This is a genomic window from Microbacterium sp. A8/3-1, from assembly GCF_040267695.1.
Taxonomy (GTDB): domain Bacteria; phylum Actinomycetota; class Actinomycetes; order Actinomycetales; family Microbacteriaceae; genus Microbacterium; species Microbacterium luteolum.
Map to the genome: position 1 here is coordinate 1852127 of NZ_CP158357.1, position 21232 is coordinate 1873358.

At 69.8% G+C, this 21232-nt stretch carries 19 protein-coding genes; 5 read left to right on the plus strand and 14 right to left on the minus strand.

All coding sequences use genetic code 11. From position 1 onward, the window contains the following. Positions 1 to 51: 51 nt before the first annotated feature. The 6 genes from ABS642_RS09140 to ABS642_RS09165 all read right to left on the minus strand — a co-directional run bounded on the left by ABS642_RS09140 (position 52) and on the right by ABS642_RS09165 (position 5466). Entirely contained in the window at positions 52 to 843 is a 792-nt protein-coding gene (locus ABS642_RS09140; RefSeq protein WP_350353072.1) for a class I SAM-dependent methyltransferase, read from the minus strand. A 5-nt stretch (positions 844 to 848) separates the two neighbouring features. Next, the gene (locus ABS642_RS09145; protein WP_350353073.1) at positions 849 to 1928 is read right to left on the minus strand and encodes a hypothetical protein; all 1080 of its coding nucleotides are present in this window, start codon (positions 1926 to 1928) and stop codon (positions 849 to 851) included. A 24-nt stretch (positions 1929 to 1952) separates the two neighbouring features. Beyond that, positions 1953 to 3113, minus strand: a complete 1161-nt coding sequence (locus ABS642_RS09150) for an AMP-binding protein (RefSeq protein ID WP_350353074.1) — start codon at positions 3111 to 3113, stop codon at positions 1953 to 1955. 16 nt (positions 3114 to 3129) lie between these two features. Beyond that, the gene (locus ABS642_RS09155) at positions 3130 to 4056 is read right to left on the minus strand and encodes a 1,4-dihydroxy-2-naphthoyl-CoA synthase (RefSeq protein ID WP_350353075.1); all 927 of its coding nucleotides are present in this window, start codon (positions 4054 to 4056) and stop codon (positions 3130 to 3132) included. Between the two features lie 83 nt (positions 4057 to 4139). Beyond that, on the minus strand, positions 4140 to 5132 hold the full coding sequence (locus ABS642_RS09160) for a permease prefix domain 1-containing protein (RefSeq protein WP_350353076.1): 993 nt from the start codon (positions 5130 to 5132) through the stop codon (positions 4140 to 4142). Position 5133: 1 nt separating this feature from the next. Next, positions 5134 to 5466, minus strand: a complete 333-nt coding sequence (locus ABS642_RS09165; RefSeq protein ID WP_350353077.1) for a PadR family transcriptional regulator — start codon at positions 5464 to 5466, stop codon at positions 5134 to 5136. Between the two features lie 150 nt (positions 5467 to 5616). Here ABS642_RS09165 and ABS642_RS09170 point away from each other — a divergent pair, with 150 nt between their 5' ends. Further along, positions 5617 to 6594, plus strand: coding sequence for an o-succinylbenzoate synthase (locus ABS642_RS09170; RefSeq protein WP_350353078.1), 978 nt, complete (start codon positions 5617 to 5619; stop codon positions 6592 to 6594). A gap of 6 nt (positions 6595 to 6600) precedes the next feature. On the opposite strand, the gene ABS642_RS09175 is transcribed toward ABS642_RS09170, so the two are convergent. Then, positions 6601 to 7239 (minus strand): helix-turn-helix domain-containing protein, encoded by a 639-nt coding sequence (locus tag ABS642_RS09175; RefSeq protein ID WP_350353079.1) that lies wholly within the window; start codon positions 7237 to 7239, stop codon positions 6601 to 6603. 131 nt (positions 7240 to 7370) lie between these two features. On the opposite strand from ABS642_RS09175, the gene ABS642_RS09180 reads away from it, so the two are divergent. The 3 genes from ABS642_RS09180 to ABS642_RS09190 all read left to right on the plus strand — a co-directional run bounded on the left by ABS642_RS09180 (position 7371) and on the right by ABS642_RS09190 (position 12857). Next, a complete protein-coding gene (locus ABS642_RS09180) occupies positions 7371 to 10160 on the plus strand; it encodes an MMPL family transporter (RefSeq protein ID WP_350353080.1) in 2790 nt (929 codons plus the stop codon). Next, positions 10157 to 12127, plus strand: coding sequence for a YhgE/Pip family protein (locus tag ABS642_RS09185; RefSeq protein ID WP_350353081.1), 1971 nt, complete (start codon positions 10157 to 10159; stop codon positions 12125 to 12127). The genes ABS642_RS09180 and ABS642_RS09185 overlap by 4 nt, the downstream gene beginning before the upstream one ends. Before the next feature lie 139 nt (positions 12128 to 12266). Then, positions 12267 to 12857: a 2'-5' RNA ligase family protein gene (locus ABS642_RS09190; protein ID WP_350353082.1), complete on the plus strand. Its 591-nt coding sequence runs from the start codon at positions 12267 to 12269 to the stop codon at positions 12855 to 12857. A gap of 117 nt (positions 12858 to 12974) precedes the next feature. Here ABS642_RS09190 and ccsB read toward each other — a convergent pair whose 3' ends face one another. From ccsB to ABS642_RS09220, 6 genes are all read right to left on the minus strand, one after another. Next, positions 12975 to 13952, minus strand: coding sequence for a c-type cytochrome biogenesis protein CcsB (gene ccsB, locus ABS642_RS09195; protein WP_350353083.1), 978 nt, complete (start codon positions 13950 to 13952; stop codon positions 12975 to 12977). A gap of 4 nt (positions 13953 to 13956) precedes the next feature. Continuing rightward, a complete protein-coding gene (locus ABS642_RS09200; RefSeq protein WP_350353084.1) occupies positions 13957 to 15714 on the minus strand; it encodes a cytochrome c biogenesis protein ResB in 1758 nt (585 codons plus the stop codon). A gap of 28 nt (positions 15715 to 15742) precedes the next feature. Then, positions 15743 to 16537 (minus strand): cytochrome c biogenesis CcdA family protein, encoded by a 795-nt coding sequence (locus tag ABS642_RS09205; RefSeq protein WP_350353085.1) that lies wholly within the window; start codon positions 16535 to 16537, stop codon positions 15743 to 15745. 16 nt (positions 16538 to 16553) lie between these two features. Further along, a complete protein-coding gene (locus ABS642_RS09210) occupies positions 16554 to 17147 on the minus strand; it encodes a TlpA disulfide reductase family protein (RefSeq protein WP_350353418.1) in 594 nt (197 codons plus the stop codon). A gap of 146 nt (positions 17148 to 17293) precedes the next feature. Then, on the minus strand, positions 17294 to 17923 hold the full coding sequence (locus ABS642_RS09215; protein WP_350353086.1) for a histidine phosphatase family protein: 630 nt from the start codon (positions 17921 to 17923) through the stop codon (positions 17294 to 17296). After that, complete coding sequence (locus ABS642_RS09220; protein WP_282214361.1) at positions 17923 to 18288, minus strand: DUF5684 domain-containing protein; 366 nt, start codon at positions 18286 to 18288, stop codon at positions 17923 to 17925. Before ABS642_RS09220 ends, ABS642_RS09215 begins: the two co-directional genes overlap by 1 nt. Positions 18289 to 18461: 173 nt before the next feature. On the opposite strand from ABS642_RS09220, the gene aspS reads away from it, so the two are divergent. Then, positions 18462 to 20243, plus strand: a complete 1782-nt coding sequence (gene aspS, locus ABS642_RS09225) for an aspartate--tRNA ligase (protein WP_350353087.1) — start codon at positions 18462 to 18464, stop codon at positions 20241 to 20243. Between the two features lie 160 nt (positions 20244 to 20403). On the opposite strand, the gene ABS642_RS09230 is transcribed toward aspS, so the two are convergent. Next, positions 20404 to 21228 (minus strand): TSUP family transporter, encoded by an 825-nt coding sequence (locus ABS642_RS09230; RefSeq protein ID WP_350353088.1) that lies wholly within the window; start codon positions 21226 to 21228, stop codon positions 20404 to 20406. Positions 21229 to 21232: the final 4 nt, after the last annotated feature.

The following is a 21232-nucleotide window of genomic DNA, read 5'->3' on the forward strand; positions in this document are numbered from 1 at the left end:
GCTACGCGAGCGCCTCAGCGCCGGCATCCGCCTCGAGATGTATCCGTGCGCCTACGCGCGGGCGAGGATCTCGCCGTGCGGAACCAGGTACCACCCGTCGCCGTCATCGGCCCAGCGCTTCCAGGCAACGCTGATGTCGCGGAGGTCGTCGGGGGTCGCCATCCCGCTGTCGACGAGCTGGCGCGCGAGGGCGGACTCGAGGATCCGATCGGCCCACATCCCGCCCCACCACGCGCGTTCGGCAGGTGACGCGTAGCACCAGGTGGATGCCGTCGCCGTGACGTCCTCGAACCCGGCGGCGCGCGCCCAGGACAGCAGGCGGCGACCGGCATCCGGCTCCCCGCCGTTCGCACGGGCGGCCTCGCGGTACAGCGCGAGCCAGCGGTCGAGCTCGGGCAGCACGGGGAACGACAGGAAACCGGCGTAGTCGGCGTCGCGCGCCGCGACGATGCCACCGGGGACGGTGACGCGACGCATCTCGCGGAGCGCCTGCACCGGATCGCCGACATGCTGCAGCACCTGATGCGCGTGCACGACGTCGAAGGAGTCGTCCGGGAAGCTCAGCGCGTGGACGTCCTCGACCGAGAAGTCGAGATTCGTGAGGCCGCGCTCGGCGGCGAGGCCCTGCGACAGAGACAGCGCGGACTCATCGATCTCCGTGGCCGTGACATGGGCGACCACGCTCGCGAAGTCGACCGTGATCGAGCCGGGGCCCGCGCCGACGTCGAGGAGGCGGTTCGTCGCCTCGAGGTGCGGGCGGAGATAGGCCGCAGAGTTCGCGATGTTCCGGATGTTGTGAGAGCGCAGGACGGATTCATGATGTCCGTGGGTGTACAAGGCCATACGGCTCAGTCTGGCAGGTGCGCCCGCACCGCTTCGGCGATCTCGGATGCCGACGACGTTGTCGCGTCGATCATCTGCTCTCCGGCACGCACCGGCGTCTGCCGCTGCCGCACGCCATGGGCGACGGCGAGGTCGACCGCCTCGGGCGCTCCGTCGAGCAGATCGTCTCCGATGATCCGCGGACCCTCGCCCGTGGTTCTCCGGACGGCTCGCGCGCGCAGGGTCTCGGGGTCCGCGTCGAGCCGGAAGAAGCGGAGATCCGCGTGGGGGAAGGCCTGGCCGACCTCCGCGGGGTCGATCTCGAACGGCGCCGTCACGACGAGGGTCTGCGCCCCCACGCCGGCGAACAGCCCCTGCATCTCCGCGGTGTTCCGCGTTCCGACCGCGCGATGCGCATTCCACGCGAAGCCGAGCTGGGCGACGTCGACGAACCCCGTCCGCAGTCCCTCCGCCCATCGCGCGCTCGCCATCTCCCAGGCGACGCTCGAGGCGCCGGAGCACCGCGGCCCCGTGATCCAGATCACCCGACCCGTCACGTCGTCCTCCGTGCTCGCGGGTGCGGGCACGGGGGCCACCGTCGTCGCCGCAGTCGCGGCATCCGTCCGCCATCGGGCGAGCACGGTGCGCACGGTGTCGTCGACGGCGCTCCCGTCAGTGTCGACCTTCGCCCAAGACGGATGCGCCGTCGCGGACTCCGCCGTTCCGATCGCGACCACCTCGTCGACCTGCCCCTGCGGCCAGCCACGCGGAGCGAGACGCTCCCGCCTCGTCACCTCCTCCGCGTCCAGCCACAGCGAGACCGTCGGGTGCCCGTTCGCCCGGGGCGGGTCCGCCGGATCAGCGACGCCCGAGACGACGAGCCGCTCGACGCGGGCTTCCGCGAAACGTGCAGCGACGCGCTGGAGCGCCGCCTCCTTGAGATCCCAGCGGTCCGGATCGTCGGGTGGAGCGGGGTAGCACATCCCGAGCTGGTCGATGTCGACGTATCCGACGCGCTCGCCGTCGGCCGCCAATCCCCGGGCGACCGCCCAGGCGACGGTGCTCTTGCCCACACCGGGCACTCCGGCCAGTCGCAGCACGTCCATCCGACGAGTCTGGCAGGCCGCGCGTCAGTGGAGCTCGACGACCGCGCGCCGGATCGCCTCGCGGTCCGGCTTGCCGGAGGAGAGCACCTCCAGCTCGTCGACCACGATCAGCCGGGCCGGCCTCGCGTGCTTTCCGAGTTCGTCGCCCACGGCGTCGCGGGCATGCGCGAGCTGCTCCCCCTCGCTCCGCCGCAGGACCTCGCCGCGCGCGACGACGATCACCGACGCCTCTCCCCAGCGCGCATCCTCGACGCCGACGACGACAGCCTGGTGGAGGCCGGGGACTCGCCGCACGATCCGCTCGACGCGGTCGAGGGAGATGTTGATCCCGCCCGACACGATGACGTTGTCGGCGCGACCGTGCACGCGCACGACGCCGTCCTCCACGAGCCCGAGATCGCCGGTGCGGTACCAGCGGATGCCGTGCTCGTCGCGCACGAACGTCCGTGCGGTCAGCGTCCCGTCGCCGAGATAGCCCTCGGCGAGCATCGGACCTGCGATCCGCAGTTCTCCGTCGACCGCACGCACCGTGACCGTCTCGAGCGGCACACCGTCGTACACGCAGCCGCCGCTCGTCTCGGTCGAGCCGTAGGTGCGCACGAGGCGGACGCCGAGATCGGCCGCGCGTTCGCGGAGCGGTTCGGGCAGCGACTGGCCGCCGACGAGGATCGCCCGGTAAGCCTGCAGGGCGGCGCGCACGGTGGTGTCGTCGGACGCGTCGAGCAGTGTCGCGACCTGGGCGGGCACGAGGGACGTGAACAGGTCGGGTATCCCGGCGCCCGCCCCGGGAGCCGGACGCAGCATCGAGAGGGTGGCCTCGGCGAAGGAGTTCGGTGAGAAGCGCCCGTCGATCACCGCCGGCTCCGTGCCGGCCAGGATCGAGCGCACCAGCACCTGGAGCCCCGCGACGTAGCCCGCGGGCAGCGCGAGCAGCCACCGCCCGCTGCCGATGCGGATCGCTGTCGCCTCGGCGCTCGCCCGCAGCGCCTCCGCGCTCAGGGAGACGCGCTTCGGGATGCCGCTCGAACCCGAGGTCGCGATGACCGCCGCGATGCCCTCCGGCACTTCCTCGGGCGCGCCGGCGAGCATCCCGAATCCCAGAGCCGGTCCGTCGTCGAGAGCACGCCGCAGCGCGTCGCGGAGCTGCGCCGGATCTTCGGCGTCGGTCGCGATCAGGGCGGTCATGGCGTGTCCGCCGGCCTCAGTAGTGCCAGGGGAACGAGGACCAGTCGGGGTCGCGCTTCTCGAGGAAGGAGTCCCGTCCCTCGACGGCCTCGTCGGTGCCGTAGGCCAGGCGCGTCGCCTCACCCGCGAAGACCTGCTGCCCGACCAGCCCGTCGTCGACCGCGTTGAACGCGAACTTCAGCATCCGGATCGCGGTGGGCGACTTGGTCAGCACGGTGCGCGCCATCTTCAGCGCCTCCTGCTCGAGCTCGGCATGCGGCACGACGCGGTTCACGGCACCGGCCTCATAGGCGCGCTGCGCGGAGTACTCCTCGGCCAGGAAGAACACCTCCCGCGCGAACTTCTGCCCGGTCTGGCGGGCCATGTAGGCGGAGCCGTATCCGGCGTCGAAGCTGCCGACGTCGGCATCCGTCTGCTTGAAACGTCCGTGCTCGGCGGAGGCGATCGTCAGGTCGCACACCACGTGCAGCGAGTGCCCGCCGCCGGCAGCCCATCCCGGGACGACGGCGATGACGACCTTCGGCATGAAGCGGATGAGACGCTGCACCTCGAGGATGTGCAGCCGTCCGACCCGGGCGGACGCGTCCTGGGTCCCCGAGCCGGTCGAAGGGTCGGAGTCGGAGTACTTGTATCCGTCCCGACCGCGGATGCGCTGGTCGCCGCCGGAGCAGAACGCCCAGCCGCCGTCCTTCGGGCTCGGGCCGTTGCCGGTCAGCAGCACCGCGCCGATGCGAGGGTCCTGACGGGCGATGTCGAGCGCGCGGTACAGCTCGTCGACCGTATGCGGGCGGAAGGCGTTGCGCACCTCCGGCCGGTGGAAGGCGATGCGGGCGACACCGCCGTCGTGCGTCACGTGCGCGGTGATGTCGGTGTAGTCCTCGGCTCCGGGCGCGAGCACCCATTCGGCGGGGTCGAACAGGTCGGAGACGAATGCGGTGGTCACGGCATCCAGCCTATTCCCCGCCTCCCGGAGAACGACGGAACGCCGCCTTCCCGAGGAAGGCGGCGTTCCGTGCGCGGATGCTGTCAGCTCCGGCGAGCGCGGAAGGTCTTCAGCCACCCGTCGATGATGTCCCATACGACGATGCCGATCGTCACGACCCCGAGGACGACGCTGACCACGCGGAGCACCCCGCCCTGCTCGGCAGCACCGGCGTTCGCGTTCGCGAGGTCGTCGGCATGGTTCGTCGACAGGTAGTCGAGGAACTCGGAGTTGACGAGCTGACCGCTGGCGAGCAGGTACAGCGCGGGGACGGCGAAGGCGATCGCCAGCACGGTGTTGGTCACCGCGAACCCGGCGTTCCAGCGTCCGGCGCGGTAGACGCCGATCGCGAGCAGCAGCTCGGCCGCCATCAGGACGAGCAGCGCTGTCATCCACCAGGGCCAGAGCTCCGGGTTCAGGATGGGCAGCGCGTCGCCGTCGATGCGGACGAAGCCGCGCAGCGCATCCCACAGGATCGCGGCGCCGGCGAGGACGAGGAAGATGATCGAGCCGATCATCTCCGAGAATCCCGCGCGGGTGTCGTAGATCTCCGGCAGCTGGTCGACGGTCCATCCGGTCTCCGGTACCGGCACGGTCCGCTCCAGGATGGCGAAGACGAGCGTGGTCCAGAAGCCCACGTTGACGATCACCTGGATGATGACGACGACCACCGCGCCGATGGTCTCACCGATCGTGGCGAACTCGAGGATCTTCGCGATCGTGACGCCGAACGCGGCGCAGGCCGGCACGATCCACAGGAGCAGCTTCAGCAGCCGCCACCAGACCAGGAAGTAGCGCGGCCCGATCAGGTGCAGCGGGCGATCGGCGTAGCCGGCCGCGAGGACGCCGGGGTCGCCCAGCTCGGTGAGCACAGCGCGCTCCGCGGTCTCCCGAGGCTCGCCCTGCTCGACGCGAGCCTCGACCGCATCGGCGATCGACCCCTCGAGCTCGGCGCGCACATCGGCCTGTGCCGTCGCGGGGAGGCTGCGGATCGTTGCGGTGATGTACCGCTCCGTGAGGGTGGTCTTCGTAGGCATGTCAGTGCTCCTCTGAGGTGAGGGATGCGATCGCCGTCGTGAGGGATCGCCATTCGTCGGTGAGGGTGTCGGCCAGGCGGATGCCGGCCTCCGAGGTGCGGTAGAACTTGCGGGGCCGGGCCTCGTCGGTGTTCCACTCGCTCGTGAGGTACTCCTGCTTCTCCAGTCGGCGGAGCAGCGGATACAGCGTGTTCGCGTCGGTGGCGAAGCCGCGGCGCTCGAGCTCCTCGAGAAGCCCGTAGCCGTAGCCCGCCGACCGCAGCAGCTGCAGGCAGGCGAGCACGATGGTGCCGCGTCGCAGCTCCTGCAGGTGTGTGTCGAGCGTCTCGTTCATGAATCACACGTTACTGTGCGTCACACACCATTGTCAATCACACATTGCTGCGCGTCGTTCCCGTGGCGAACGTGGCGGCTGCAACGTCCTTCAACCCGCCACACCTGCCACGGGAGCGGCAGAAGCAGACCCGCGGGGCACAATGGGGACATGCTCCCCCCGCTCGCAGACCTCCTCGCCTCCGCCCGCGTCGTCGCGCTCCCGATGCACACCCGCTTCCGCGGCGTCGACACGCGCGAGGCCCTGCTCTTCGAGGGGCCGGAAGGGTGGGCGGAGTTCTCCCCCTTCGCGGAGTACGACGATGCCGAGGCCGCGACCTGGCTCGCCGGCGCCATCGACTTCGGCTGGCAGCCGCAGCCCGCGCCGCTGCGCGATCGGATCCCCGTGAACGCGACGATCCCCGCGATCCCGGCGGAGCGCGTCGCCGAGGTGCTCGCCCGCTTCTCCGGATGCCGGACCGCCAAGGTGAAGGTCGCCGAGCCGGGACAGACGCTCTCGGACGACATCGCCCGCGTGCGTGCCGTGCGCGAGGCCATGGGACCGGAGGGCCGCATCCGCGTCGACGCGAACGGCATGTGGAACGTCGACGAGGCCGAGCACGCCGTCCACGCCTTGAACGAGTTCGACCTCGAGTACGTGGAGCAGCCGTGCGCGTCGGTGCCGGAACTGGCCGACCTGCGCCGGCGAGTGAAGTACATGGGCATCCCGGTCGCCGCGGACGAGAGCGTGCGCAAGTCGTCCGATCCCCTCGCCGTGGCCCGCGCCCGCGCTGCCGACGTGCTCGTGATCAAAGCCCAGCCGCTGGGCGGCGTCACCCACGCCCTGCAGATCGTCACGGCCGCCGGGCTCCCGGCCGTCGTCTCGAGCGCTCTCGACACCGCGATCGGTCTGTCCCAGGGGGCGGCGCTCGCCGCCGCTCTCCCGAACCTGGACTACGACTGCGGCCTCGGCACCGCCTCGCTCTTCCTCGACGACGTCGCGGAACTGCGCCCGGTGGACGGCTCGATCGCCGTCGGCAGGGTCGCACCCGACGACGGAGCGCTCGCTCGCCTCGCCGCCTCCGACGAACGGCGCGACTGGTGGCTGCAGCGACTCGGCCGCTGCCACGAGCTGCTCACCTCGGCCTGAGCCGACTCAGTCGATGCGGCGCTCGTCCACGACGAGCAGCTGGACCAGGCGGCCGAGCTCTTCGCTGCCGGAGTGACGCAGCCGCTCGTCATCCTGACCGGCCATCGCCCCGCGAACGGTCATCCCCTCCCAGACGATCATGAGCATGCGGGCAGCGACGTCGGCCGGCAGCCGCAGCTTCAGCCGCCCCGCCGCGACGATGTCCTCGACGATCTGCGCGATACTCGCGACCATCTCGCGCTCCTGCGCCAGGTAGGCGATGCCGAACTGCTCGTCGCGCAGGGCGCGGATGCGGATCTCGCTCATCAGCATCACTCCGAGGCGATCATCGCCCCCGAGTTCCATCACCTGCTGCACGAGATCGATGGGATCGCAGCCTTCGGCGAGCGCCCCCTCGGCGGTCATCTCCTCGACCCTCGTGCGCACGGCGCTGACGCGCACCTCGGCGACGCTGGCCGTGAGCATCAGGAAGAGCTCGTCCTTCGATTCGAAGTTCGAGTAGAACGCTCCGCGGGTGAAGCCGGCGCGCTCGCACACGGCTTCGACGGAAGCGCCGTCGAGTCCGACCTCGGCGAAGACCTGTGCCGCCGCCTCGAGGAGCCGGGCTCGCGTGTTCTCCCGACTGCGGGTTGCGGGTGTCGTCATCGAAACCTCCTGACCCTTCACTCTCGCATGATTCACACCCCGCACACAGACTCTGGCGGGCGGTTCACTTTACGATACATCTATGTATTGAATACACCTGTGTATCCAATCGGCATCTCTCGGAGGAACGCGTGTCCACTCTCCTGTCCTCGCTCGGCCGCTGGTCCTACCGGCACCCGTGGCGGGTCCTCGTCTCCTGGCTCCTCGCGCTCGGCATCGCCGGAGCGGGCGCCCTCGTCCTCGGCGCGGGGACGGACAACTCGTTCTCGATCCCCGGCACCGAGTCGCAGGCGGGACTCGAGCAGCTCTCGCGGTCGTTCCCCCAGGTGAGCGGCACCAGCGCGCAGATCATCGTCGTCGCCGCCGACGGCGACAAGGTCACCGACGACGACTACCGCGACGAGATCGAGCAGTCGATCGGCGAACTGGAGGACCTCGACGGCGTGCTCGCCGCGAACTCGCCGTATGACGAGATGGTCAGCGGCATGATCAACGACGAGGAGACGGCGGCGATCGTACGGCTGCAGTTCGACGGCGAGTCGACCGACGTCTCCGATGAGACGAAGGATGCGCTGCGTTCCGTGTCCGACGATCTCGGCGCCGAGCTCCCCGACGGTGCACAGACCGCGCTCGGCGGCGACCTCTTCGCCACATCGATCCCCGGCCTGACGCTCACCGAGGCGGTCGGACTGCTGATCGCCCTGCTCGTGCTGATCGTGACGTTCCGCTCCTTCGTCGTCGCCGGCCTCCCCCTCCTCACCGCGGTCCTCGGCGTCGGCATCTCGATGGCCGGCATCTTCGCGGCGACCGCGTTCGCCACCGTCTCCTCCACCACCCCTCTCCTCGCGCTCATGCTCGGCCTGGCGGTCGGCATCGACTATGCGCTGTTCATCATGGCCCGGCATCAGGACCAGGTGCGGGAAGGAGTCGATCCCGAGGAATCCGCGGCCCGAGCCGTCGGTACGGCCGGATCCGCCGTCGTGTTCGCGGGCGTCACGGTGCTCATCGCCCTGATCGGCCTCGGCTTCGCCGGCATCCCGTTCCTCACCACCATGGGCATCGCGGCATCCGTCGCCGTCGCCATCGCGGTCGCGATCGCCGTGACCCTCACCCCCGCGCTGCTCGGCTTCATGAAGGGCAAGGTGGTCGGCCGTCCTCGTCGCGAACTCAAGCCCAAGAAGGGCCAGAAGGTCGCCACACCGCGTCGCGGGTTCAGCGACCGCTGGGTCGGCGGCGTCACCAAGCATCCCGTCCTGGTCTCCGCCGCCGTGGTGATCGGCCTTGGGGTCGTGGCCGTGCCCGCGCTGAGCCTGAACCTCGCGCTGCCCAACGCCGGCGTGCTGCCGAAGGACTCCGAGGCGCGCCAGAGCTACGATCTCGTCGGCGAGGAGTTCGGGCCCGGATTCAACGGCCCCCTGATCCTCACCGGGACCATCGTCACCTCCACCGATCCGCTCACGCTCATGGAGGATCTCGGAGACGCCGTCGCCGACATCCCCGGCGTGAAGGAGGTCGCCCTCGCGACCCCCAATGAGACCGCCGACACGGGCATCGTGCAGATCATCCCCGAGACCGCACCCGACGACCCCGCGACCGCGGATCTCGTCCGCGAAATCCGGTCGCACCACGACGAGTGGCTCGACGAGTTCGGCATCGATCTGAAGGTCACCGGCTTCACGGCCGTCGGCATCGACATCTCCGATCAGCTCGGCAACGCGCTCCTGCCGTTCGGCATCTTCGTGATCGGGCTCTCGCTGATCCTGCTCACGATCGTGTTCCGCTCGCTCTGGGTGCCGATCACGGCCGCACTCGGCTACCTCCTCTCGATCGTCGCGGCATTCGGCGTCGTCGGCGCGGTCTTCGAGTGGGGCTGGTTCGCCGACGCCCTGCACGTCGCCAAGGTCGGCCCCATCATCAGCTTCATGCCGATCATCCTGATGGGCGTGCTCTTCGGCCTGGCGATGGACTACCAGGTGTTCCTCGTCTCCCGCATGCGCGAGGACTTCGTCCACGACAAGGCCCTTCGACAGGCTCAGGGACCCAAGGGTATCGACCGCGCGACCCGTCGAGCCGCCGCACTCCGCGCGGTACGCAGCGGGTTCACCGGGTCGGCGAAGGTCGTCACCGCCGCAGGACTCATCATGTTCGCGGTCTTCGTGGCGTTCGTCCCCGAGGGCGACTCCTCGCTCAAGCCCATCGCCCTCGGTCTCGCCGCCGGCATCGCGATCGACGCCTTCCTCGTGCGCATGACCCTGATCCCCGCGCTGATGGCCATCCTCGGCGAGCGCGCCTGGGAGATCCCGTCGTGGCTGGAGAAGATCCTGCCCCGCGTCGACATCGAGGGTGAAGCCGTCGAGCGGGAGCGTCACCTGGCCGAGTGGCCCGGCGACGGCTCCGTCGTGGCAGCGGACGACCTGGTGATCAGCGCGGACGCACCGGTCGTCGAAGGCCTCTCCGTACGGATCCTCGAGGGCGGCGCCGTGATCGCGACCGGAAGCGACGCGCGCACCCGCCGCGCACTGGCGCTCACGATCGCCGGCCGCATCGCTCCGAGCGACGGGCGCCTCCGGGTCGCCGGCCACCTGCTCCCCGGCCGCGCGGCCTGGGTGCGCTCGCACGTCGGATGCGTGCTCGTCGACGATGCGGATGCCGCGCTCGCCGATCTCGCCGAAGCCCTGCGGGGCACCTCTGCGGTCGTCGTGATCGACGGGCTCGACCGTCTGAGCGGCGGTCAGCGCGACCAGGCGGAGGCGATGCTGCGGGATGCCGCGGCCTCCCGCCCGGTCGCCGTCTTCGCCACCGCAGCCGATGCCGCATCGGCTCGCACCACTCTCGCCGAGGCCGGATGGCCCGCCGCCGAGACTCTCGACACGCGCGCTCCGCGCCGAATCGCCGCAGAATCCACCGAGGTGACCGCATGACACTCCCCATCGAGCGCGCCCGCTCCCGCAAGCCGGTCACCTGGTTGACCATCCTCGGCGTCCTGCTGCTGCCGGCGGCCGTCGGCGGCATCCTCGTCGCGGCGCTGCAGAATCCGACCGAGCGCCTCGACTCCATGACGGCCGCGATCGTGAACCTCGATGAGCCGGTCACGATCGACGACCAGGTCACCCCTCTCGGGCGCCAGCTGGCCTCGGGACTCGTCGAGGGCTCGGACGAGCTGGACTCCAACCTCACCTGGGTGATCTCGAACGAGGACGACGCGAAGGAAGGGCTGGCCGACGGCACCTACCAGGCCGTCATCACCATCCCCGAGAAGTTCTCGGCCGCGGCGACCTCGGCCGGCCAGGCGGTCGCCGCCGGCGGGGGCGACGCGGAGAAGGCCACCATCACCGTGACCACCCCCGACGACGGACTCGTCGCCGACGACCTCATCACGGGTCAGATCGCGAACGTCGCCGCGTCGGCCATGGGCACGATGCTCACCGAGGCGACGACGGACAACATCCTCGTCGGCTTCACCACGATCGGCGACCAGATCGGCGAGGCGGCCGACGGCGCCGTCGAGCTCGCCACGGGCGCACGGTCCGCCGCAGACGGCGCGGCCGCCATCCCCGACGGCGCCACGCAGCTCGCCTCCGGCGCGGACCAGCTCGCCACCGGCGCGTCGTCGTTGGCCTCCGGACTCGACACCATCGCGGGCAAGACGCGCGAAGCCGCCGCCGGCGCCGGACAGATCGGAGCCGGGCTGACGAGCGGCGCTGCCGCCCTGGAGCAGAACTTCGGAGGCATGAACCAGCTCGTCGGAGCGATCCAGGCGGGTTCCGCTTCCGCGGGATCAGCGGCGACGCAATCGGCTGACCTGGCCCAGGAGCTCGGCGAGATGGCCGCTGCCTGCGACCCCGCGGCGAACGGCCAGGCGATGTGCGATCAGCTCGCCACCGCAGCGGCAGACGCCGGCACTGTCGCGGAGTCCGCCGGCACCGCATCCGGGGTGCTGAACAGCGACCTGGTCGCCCCCGGTGTCGCCGCGATACCCGGAACCTTCAGCACTCTCGCGGCGAGCATGTCCCAGGCCGGCGCCGGTGCCTCACAGCTCGCGGGCGGGTTGAACCAGCTCGCCGGCGAGGGCATCGACCAGTCCGCGGCCGGTGCGCGCTCGCTGTCCTCCGGCGCGACCCAGCTCTCGGGCGGCGCGACCGAGCTCGCCACCGGCACGACCGAACTCGCCACCGGCCTCGACACACTCGCAACAGGCACCGGCGACCTCGCCGGCGGTCTGCGCACGGCGGCCGATTCCCTCCCCTCGTTCAGCGATGAGGAATCGACGTCGCTCGCCTCGGTGATCGCCGACCCGGTGTCGACGAACTCCTCGATGAACACGATCTTCGGCCCGACCGCGATCCCGCTGCTCGCCGCCGTGGTGCTGTGGTTCGGCGGCTTCGCGTCCTTCCTCGTGATGCGCGCGCACACCGCCCGCACCCTGACCTCACGGCGTCCGTCCGCCGCCCTGACGCTGCGCGCGTTCGCCCCGGCGGGCCTGATCGGCGCAGCACAGGGACTGCTGGTCTCGCTGGTCGTGCAGATCATCGCCGGCTACGACGCCGCCGCCTGGTGGGCATTCGCCGGCACAGCGGTGCTCGCCGGCATCGTGTTCGCCGCAGTGAACCAGGCGCTCGTCGCCCTGTTCGGCGGGACCGGGCGCTGGATCGCTGCCCTCGTCGGCGTCCTCGCGGTCGCGACGGGACTCATCTCCACCGTGCCCGACTGGCTCGCCGGTCTCGGCGCCGCACTGCCGACCGCTCCGGCGTTCGCGGGCCTCATCGCAGGGAACGGCTCCGCCATCGCGGCGCTGGTCGTCTGGGGTGTGCTGTCGCTCGTCGCGACCACGCTCGCGGTGACCCTGCGCCGCACGACCTCGGCGAAGGCGGTTCTCGCCACCGCCTAGGCGCGCACGCCCCTCCGAGCACCGCACAGCTTCGGAGATCGGCCTCGACTCGCCGAGGATCGCCCTTCGATCACGGCGAGTCGGGCCACAACTCCGAAGCCGTGCCCGGGATCGCACGCGCGCGGCCTAAGCTCGCGTCATGCGCCGACCGTTCATGGACACACCCGATCAGCTCGCCTCGCTGGAGGGGCAGCAGTATCTCGTGCTGCGTCCGACGATCGGCGTCGCCTCGCTCTTCCGAGAGGTGCAGGATGCCGCGCTCGCGCGCTTCGGCGGAGACATCCGGCACCCGCGCACCGAGCACGCCACTCTGCGGGCGTTCGCCGAACCCGATCGCCGGGCGGAACTGGCGGCTCTGATCCGCCGGTGGGCGGCGGACCAGCATCCGATCGAGGTGACGGCCGAGGCCGTCGATGCCTTCCCCGCACCCTGGCAGGTCCTGATCGTGCGCCTCGCCCGCACCGCTTCGCTCGTCTCGGCCTATGCGAGCCTGAGCGCGGCTCTGGAGCACACGGACTTCCGGCGACTCGACGAGCTCAGCGTCGACGACTGGACGTTCCACCTCTCCGTCGTCTACGGCCGGTCACTCGAGCCCGCGGTGTGGGAGGACTTCCGTGAGGCGTCGGTGAGCGAGCTCGGACGCAAGCCCACCGAGACGATCGTCGAGGCGGAACTGGTCTGGTACCAGGACGGCACCGAGCACGCGGAGCTCATCCCCCTCGGCCGCTGAGGCTTGGGAAACCCAGACCATTCGCGGATGACTGGGCGTGTCCCCGTTCGGCGCGCCGAGGCGACGGCATCCGCTCTCCGTTTTCCGAGAGCGAGCGCAAGCCGAACGGAACCGGGCTCAGCTCAGGCCGGAGTACGCGTGCAGCCCCTTGAAGAACACGTTGACGATCGTGAAGTTGAAGATCACGGCCGAGAATCCGACGATGGCGAGCCATGCCGAGGGGTTGCCGCGCCACCCGCGGGTCGCACGCGCGTGGATGTATCCGGCGTAGATGACCCAGATCACGAAGGTCCAGGTCTCCTTCACATCGAAGCCCCAGAAGCGGCTCCACGCGTAGTACGCCCAGATCGAGCCGGCGATCAGGGTGAAGGTCCAGAGGATGAACCCGATGATCGTGAAGCGGTATGCCATGCTCTCGAGCCGCTCGGCGGAAGGGAACGTGCGGAGGAAGCCGGGGCCGGTCTTCTCGGCGCCCTCCGAGACGAGCCGCTCCCGTCGCGACTGCATGAGCTGGATGACCGAGAGGGCGAATGCGAGGGCGAAGAACGCGGTCGCGAGCGATGCCACGAACACGTGGATGACGAGCCACACGCTCTTCAGCGGGTCCATGAGCGGAGAGATCTCGACGTAGAAGTTCGTCGCCGCGAGGCCGAGGAGCACCACGACCAGACCCGTGATGAACGTGCCGAGGAAGCGCAGATCGATGCGCGTCAGCACCACGAGGAAGACCGCGACGATGAGCAGCGTGCCGATCATCGCGAACTCGTAGAGGTTCGCCCACGGCACGCGTCCGGCCGCGATGCCGCGAGTCAGGGTCGCCCCGAGATGGAAGGCGAAGGCGAGCACGGTGAGCGAGGTGCCGATCCGCGCCATCACGAACCGCTGCGGCTTGACGTCTGCCCCGGATGCCGCACCGGATGCCGCGACGGCCGCTCCCCTGCCGGCGCCGACGAGTACGGACTCGCGGACGGTCTGCGCATCCGCCGAGACCTCGGACCGGCGCGCGAGATCGAAGGCGAATGCCACGAAGGCGGCCGCGTAGATCGCGATCGCCGTCCAGAGCAGGATCGGCGAGATCTCGTTGAGCTCGAGCATGGTGTCAGTCTACTTTCGGGGAATCGGATGCCGGGGGCTGCTGCTCCGTGGACGGATCGGCGTCGTCCTGGGATTCGCGGGCGATCGTGCCGCCCGCCGCGTCGAGCAGACGCGCGTGACCGGCGACGAGGTCGTCGACGGCGCCGGCGAGGGTCGGGTCCTCGCCCCGGGCGAGCGCGGCGTACTCGAGGTTCACGGCGCCGCCGTCGGCCGTGGCCTTGACCCAGACACGGCGTCGGGGGACGAACAGCGCGATCATGAGGCCCGCGAGGGCGAGCAGCGCGAAGCCGAGCACCCACGGGCCGGAGTCGTCGCGGTGGATCTGCAGCGACGCGAACCGCTTGACGGACTCGGAGGCGTCGGTGGCCCCCGCCGGCGACTCGTCGTCGAACGTGACGCTGCCGAGGCCGTTCGGGAGCTCGGCCGTCTCGCCCGGCGTGAGCTCGATCGACTCGACATCGGTGGTGCGTCCGGTCAGCTTGGTCATCCCGGTGGTGTCGAGCACGTAGACCGAGCGAGGGACGCCGTCGTTGATGCCCAGATCGCCGGTGTAGACGTCGAGGGTCAGCGTGGGGTTGGTCAGGTCGCCGTAGGCGGAGAAGAACGCACCGCTCTCGAGGATGCCCGTCGTCGGATAGAAGAAGCCGACCAGGCCGACCTGCTCCGCGAGCCCGTCCGGGATCTTGAGGACGCCGAGCGACGTCATGTTGTTGTCCTGCGGGAGGAACGGCGTGCTGTTCGTGAAGACGACCTCGCCGTCGGGGTCGCGCACCGTGACGGTCGGGGCGTAGCCGTTGCCGAGCAGGAAGACGTCGTCGTCGGCCACCGCGAGGGGTTCGTTGACCTTCACGGCGCCGGTGCGCTCATCGCCCTTCTCCTGCACGGTCATGTTCGCGGAGAAGTTGCCCGCCTGCCCGGAGCCGGGCTCGCCGAACGGCTGGTAGGACACGTCGAACGAGTCGAGCCGCATCGAGTACGGCGCGAGCGCGTCGTCGCCCACGAAGCGCCCGCGGTTCATCGAGTCGTAGTCGACCAGCGTGTTCGCGAACGTCTCGCCCTCGACGAGCACGCGCTGTCCTGTGTACGAGAACCCGCCGCCGATGCCCACGGTGACCAGCACGCCGACGAGCGCCAGGTGGAAGAGCAGGTTGCCCGTCTCGCGCCAGTAGCCGCGTTCGGCCGACACGGAGAAGGTGCGGCCGCGGTCGTAGCGCTCGACGCGGTAGCCGAGGGCCTTGAGCTGCTTCGTCGCGACATCGATCGACGCGGATGCTGCGGCCTCAGCATCCCCCTGGGCCCCGGGGCCCGAAGGGTCCCGCACCACTGCGCGGTAGTCCTCGAGCCGCTGCAGCCGCGCGGGCGTGCGTGGCGGGCGGGCACGCAGCGCCTTCGCATGGTGTTTGATGCGCGGGATGACGCAGCCGACCAGCGAGGCGAACAGCAGCAGGTAGATCGCCGAGAACCACGGCGACAGATAGACGTCGAACAGCTTCAGCGCGTCGAGCACCGGGAAGAGGTCGGGGTTGTCGCGCTGCCACTGCGTGACGCCGTTCGGGTCCGCCATCCGCTGCGGGAAGATCGAGCCGGGGATCGCCGCGATCGCGAGCACGAGCAGCAGGATCAGTGCGGTGCGCATCGAGGTGAGCTGTCGCCACCCCCACCGGAGCCAGCCGACGAGGCCGAGGCGCGGCTGCGTGATCGTGTCATCGCCGTCGACGTGGTCGGACGGGCGGAGCGGATCGCTGGTGGTGTCGCTGTTCACGGCATCCTTGTTCTTCGTTGCGTCGGTCTCAGAGCGGGAGGATGACACTGCCGATCACCGCCGTCAGCCGGGACATGATGTCGGTCCACAGCCCTGTCACCATCAGGATGCCGAGGACGACGAGCAGCACGCCCCCGATGATGTTCACGACGCGGATGTGCCGGCGCAGGAATCCGATCGCCTTGGTCGCCCAGCCGAAGCCGAGAGCGACGAGCAGGAACGGGATGCCGAGGCCGAGGGAGTAGGCGAGTCCGAGGAAGCCCGCCCGCACGGGGTCGCCGGCGTTGAACGACAGTGCGACGATCGCGGCGAGCGTCGGCCCCATGCAGGGAGCCCAGCCGATGCCGAGCGCGATACCCAGCAGCGGAGCGCCCGCGATGCCGACCTTCGAGTCGACGTGGAACCGGAACTCGCGCTGGGCGAAGCCGAACACTCCGAGGAACACCAGCCCCATCGCGATGATGACCACGCCGAGGATGCGCGTGATCAGGTCGCCCCACCGCAGCAGGAAGACACCTGCCGTGCCGCCGAGCACGGTGTAGAGGATGAAGACGATGCTGAACCCGAGGACGAACAGCAGCACCCCGAGCACGAGCCGCCCCCGCGTGGGAGCCTCAGCCGTCGCACGGCTGGGTCCCTGAGCCTGTCGAAGGGCGCCCTCCGACGTCACGCCGCGCGGCGCCACAGCACCCCCGAGGAATCCGAGATAGCCGGGCACGAGCGGCAGCACGCACGGGGACAGGAACGACACGAGCCCCGCCAGCATGGCCACCGGGATCGCGAGCCAGAGGGCGCCGGATCCGATGATCGTCTCGGTGTTCACAGCGCTCCCGAGGCGGTCACGTGGTCTCCGCGAGCGCGTCCTTGACGAGCGTGGAGAGGATCGAGGTGCCGTCGATCGGGCCGATGATGCGGGCGGCGACGCGGCCCTGCTTGTCGAGGACCAGCGTCGTCGGCGTGGCGGCGATCGGGGTGACCTCGGCGAAGGCGAGCTTGGCCTCGGCGGTGTCGACGTCGATCAGGCTCGGGTAGGTGATGCCGTACTCCTCGGCGAACGCGACGGCGGTGTCGGCCTGGTCGCGGGTGTTGATGCCCACGAACGAGACGCCGTCGCCCTCGTGCTCCTGCCAGACACTCTCCAGCGCGGCGGCTTCGACCCGGCAGGGTGCGCACCCCGCGTACCAGAAGTTGACCACGGTGACCTGACCCGCGAGGTCGGCGCTGTCGAAGGTGTCGCCGGTCTCGGTGACGCCGCCGAAGTCCACAGGCTCTCCGCGCTCGGCCTCGGGGATCTCGACGATCGCACCGTCGGCGGCGACGTAGCCGGTGTTGTCCCCGCTGAGGAAGGATTCGCTGACCGGATCGGGAGCGCAGGCGCTCAAGCCGACGGCGAAGACCGCGGCGAGCGCGACTCCGAGCGCACGGCGCGGCAAGCGAGTGCGGGAGGGGCGGCCGCTGCGGATCGAACCTTCGACGGGCTCGGGGACCCAATTCGCGGATGGCACGATTCCCAGTTTACGTGCGGGTTCCTATGCATGGGGTGGACAGCTCCCGGCATCCGGTGGGCGTCGCCTGCGGGTCACACCGCCCCGACGTCCACCGCCCCATCGGTCGCCGCAGGCTCGGCATAGGTGACCTCGCGCCAGACGTCGCCGACCCGCTCGAACGAGGTCACGCTCGACAGCGCGCAGCGCCGCGTGCGCGGATCATGACGGAGCGGAAGACCTGCCACGCGAAGGTGCGTGATCCAGATCGGAGCCTGGTGCGACACCATCACGACATCGCCGCTGTCGGCGGCATCCCACGCTTCGTCCATGACGCCCAGCATCCGCTCGGCGATCGACGCGTACGGCTCGCCCCAGCTGGGGGTCGCCGGTTGACGCAGGTGCCACCAGTTGAGCGGGTTCATCAGCGAGCGTCGCATCTGCGTGCCCTCGAAGACGTTCGTCGGCTCGATCAGACGGATCTCGATCTCCGGCACGAGATCGAACCGCTCGGCGAACGGCTCGGCCGACTCCTGTGCACGCTCGAGCGGCGAGGAGTACAGTGCCGCGATCGGCCGGTCGAGGGCGGCGACATGGTCCGCCGCCGCCCTCGCCATCCGCCGGCCGGCTTCACTCAGGTGATAGTCCGGCAGCCGCCCGTAGAGCACGCGATGAGGATTGTGCACCTCACCGTGTCTGACGAGATGCAGGCGTTCTCCCGGCATCAGACCTTGTTGTACTGGGCCGAGCCGAAGCCGATGATCAGGTGGCCGATGAAGGGGAACAGCCACAGCAGGAAGAAGGAGAAGACTCCGCCCTTTCCGAAGTTCTTGCCTTCCTTGATGGCGACGACGATCGCGAAGACGATGTTGACGATCGGGATCAGGTAGAGCAGAGCCGCCCAGCCCGACATGCCGGCGATCTTGACCAGGATCACCCAGTTGACGATCGGGATCAGCGCGAGGATGCCCGGGTATCCCGCCTTCGAGAAGACCTTCCACATCGTGATCGCGTAGATCAGGTAGTAGATCACCGAGATGACGACCGAGCTCGTATTGAAGACCTGCTCGCTGAGCATGTTGGAATCCATGGTTCTCCCTCACTGTTCACCCGACGGTCCCTCGTACCGTCCGTGGCTTTCGGCGTGAGTCTAGCGACTGCGCTCGACTCGTCGTGGTGGCAACGCCCACCCCGCATCGTCGCGTGTTCTCGCGCCCGTAGACTGGGCGGGTTCGCCATTTCCCAGATCAGAAGGAATCCTCCGTGCTTCGCACCCACTCGGCAGGCTCACTGCGAGCCGAGCACATCGGTCAGACCGTCACCCTCTCGGGTTGGGTCGATCGCCGTCGTGATCACGGAGGAGTCGCCTTCATCGATCTGCGGGATGCGTCGGGCATCGCCCAGGTCGTGATCCGCGACGAGGAGATCGCCCATCCGCTGCGCAACGAGTTCGTGCTGCAGGTGACCGGCGAGGTCTCGCGGCGCCCCGACGGCAACGCGAACCCGAACCTGCCGACCGGCGAGATCGAGCTCATCGCGAGCGACGTCGTGGTTCTGAACGAGTCCGCGCCGCTGCCGTTCCAGGTGTCGACGGCCGTCGCCGACACCGAGACGGTCGGTGAAGAGGCGCGCCTCAAGTACCGCTACCTCGACCTGCGCCGCCCGGCTCAGGCGTCGAACCTGCGCCTGCGCTCGAACGTCTACAAGGCGATCCGCGACGTGCTGCACGCCGAGGACTTCACCGAGGTGGAGACCCCGACGCTCACGCGCTCGACGCCCGAGGGCGCCCGCGACTTCCTGGTGCCTGCGCGCCTGAGCCCCGGCAGCTGGTACGCCCTGCCGCAGTCGCCGCAGCTGTTCAAGCAGCTGCTGATGGTCGGCGGTGTCGAGAAGTACTTCCAGATCGCACGCTGCTACCGCGATGAGGACTTCCGCGCCGACCGCCAGCCGGAGTTCACGCAGCTCGACATCGAGATGAGCTTCGTCGACCAGGAAGACGTCATCGCGCTGATGGAGTCGCTCGTCGTGGCGATGTGGAAGACCATCGGCGTCGAGGTCTCGACCCCGCTGCCGCGCCTGACCTACGCCGACGCCATGGCGAAGTACGGCTCCGACAAGCCCGACCTGCGCTTCGGACTCGAGCTGATCGAGGCGACCGAGTACTTCGCGGAGACGCCCTTCCGCGTCTTCCAGGCGGAGTACGTCGGAGCGGTGCGGATGCCGGGCGGCGCGAGCCAGCCCCGCAAGCAGCTCGACGCCTGGCAGGACTGGGCGAAGCAGCGCGGCGCCCGCGGACTCGCCTACGTGCTCTTCAACGAGGACGGCTCGCTCGGCGGCCCCGCCGCGAAGAACCTGTCCGAGGCCGAGCAGGCGGGCCTCGCGGCCTTCGTCGGCGCGGAGCCCGGCGACTGCGTCTTCTTCGCCGCTGGTTCCACCAAGGAGAGCCGCGCGCTGCTCGGCGCCGCACGCGTCGAGATCGGCCGTCGCCTCGAGTACCTGAACCCCGACGAATTCGCGTTCACCTGGGTCGTCGACGCCCCGATGTTCGAGCCTGCGGCGGATGCCGTCGCCTCGGGCGACGTCGCCGTCGGCGCCGGCGCCTGGACCGCCGTGCACCACGCATTCACGGGTCCGAAGCCGGAGTTCGCCGACACGTTCGACATCGACCCCGGCTCTGCGCTGGCCTACGCGTACGACATCGTGTGCAACGGCTCGGAGCTCGGCGGAGGCTCGATCCGCATCCACCGCGAAGACGTGCAGAAGCGCGTGTTCGAGGTCATGGGCATCAGCGACGAGCAGGCCGACGAGCAGTTCGGATTCCTCCTCGACGCGTTCAAGTTCGGCGCCCCGCCGCACGGTGGGATCGCGCTCGGCATGGACCGCGTGCTGCAGCACCTGTCGAAGACCGACTCGATCCGCGAGGTCATCGCCTTCCCGAAGTCCGGCAACGGCTTCGACCCGCTGACCGCCGCTCCTGCGCCGATCACCCCGGCGCAGCGCGCCGAGGCCGGCGTCGACTTCGAGCCCGAGGACGACGAGGCCTGACCCAAGCGGGGACGGACCTGGGTCCCTGAGCCTGTCGAAGGGCCCGCATGACCTGGGTCCCTGAGCCTGTCGAAGGGCCCGTCACGGGTGCTTCGACAGGCTCAGCAACCCAGGGCAAGGCTCAGCAACCCCGGGCAGGGTCAGCAACATACGGTGACGGTCAGATCAACGCGAGCGCGGGCGCGATGTTCTCGTTCCAGACGTCGAAGCCGAGCTTGCCGATCAGGCCGATGACGACGACGAGGAACACCACACGGATGAACGTCGTGCCTCGTGAGATCGCCATCCGCGAGCCGAGGTAGCTGCCGGCCACATTCGCCACCGCGAGGATGCCGCCGAGCAGCCAGAGCACCGATCCGTTCGGGATGAAGAGCAGCAGCGCGCCCGCGTTCGTCGCGAAGTTCACGATCTTGGCTTTGGCGCTCGCCTGCAGGAAGTCGTAGCCGAGCAGCGCCACGAGGGTGATCACGAGGAACGTGCCGGTTCCCGGGCCGATCATGCCGTCGTAGAAGCCGATCGCGAGCCCCGCGACCCCCGCCATGACGTGATGCTTGTGCCCCTGGAATCGCAGCTTCGTCGCCGCGCCCATCTGCGGCTTGAACGCGGTGAACAGAGCGACGGCCAGCAGCGCCACCACGATGATGGGCTTGAAGGCGGCCGGCGGCAGGATCGTCGCCACGGCGGCGCCGCCGAAGGATCCGGCGAGCGCGATCCCTGCCATCGGAAGAGCCGTGCGGATGTCGGGTTTCGCCCGCCGATAGTACGTGACGCTGCTGGTCGCCGTGCCGAAGACCGACGCGAGCTTGTTCGTCGCGAGCGCCTGGATCGGCGCGATGCCCGGGATCAGCAGCAGAGCGGGCAGCTGGAGCAGGCCTCCGCCTCCGACGACGGCGTCGATCCAGCCCGCCGCGAAAGCCGCCACGACGACGAGGATCAGCATCCCCCAGGTGAGCTGCTCGAGCCCGAGGAGTGCGCCGATGTCCATCCCC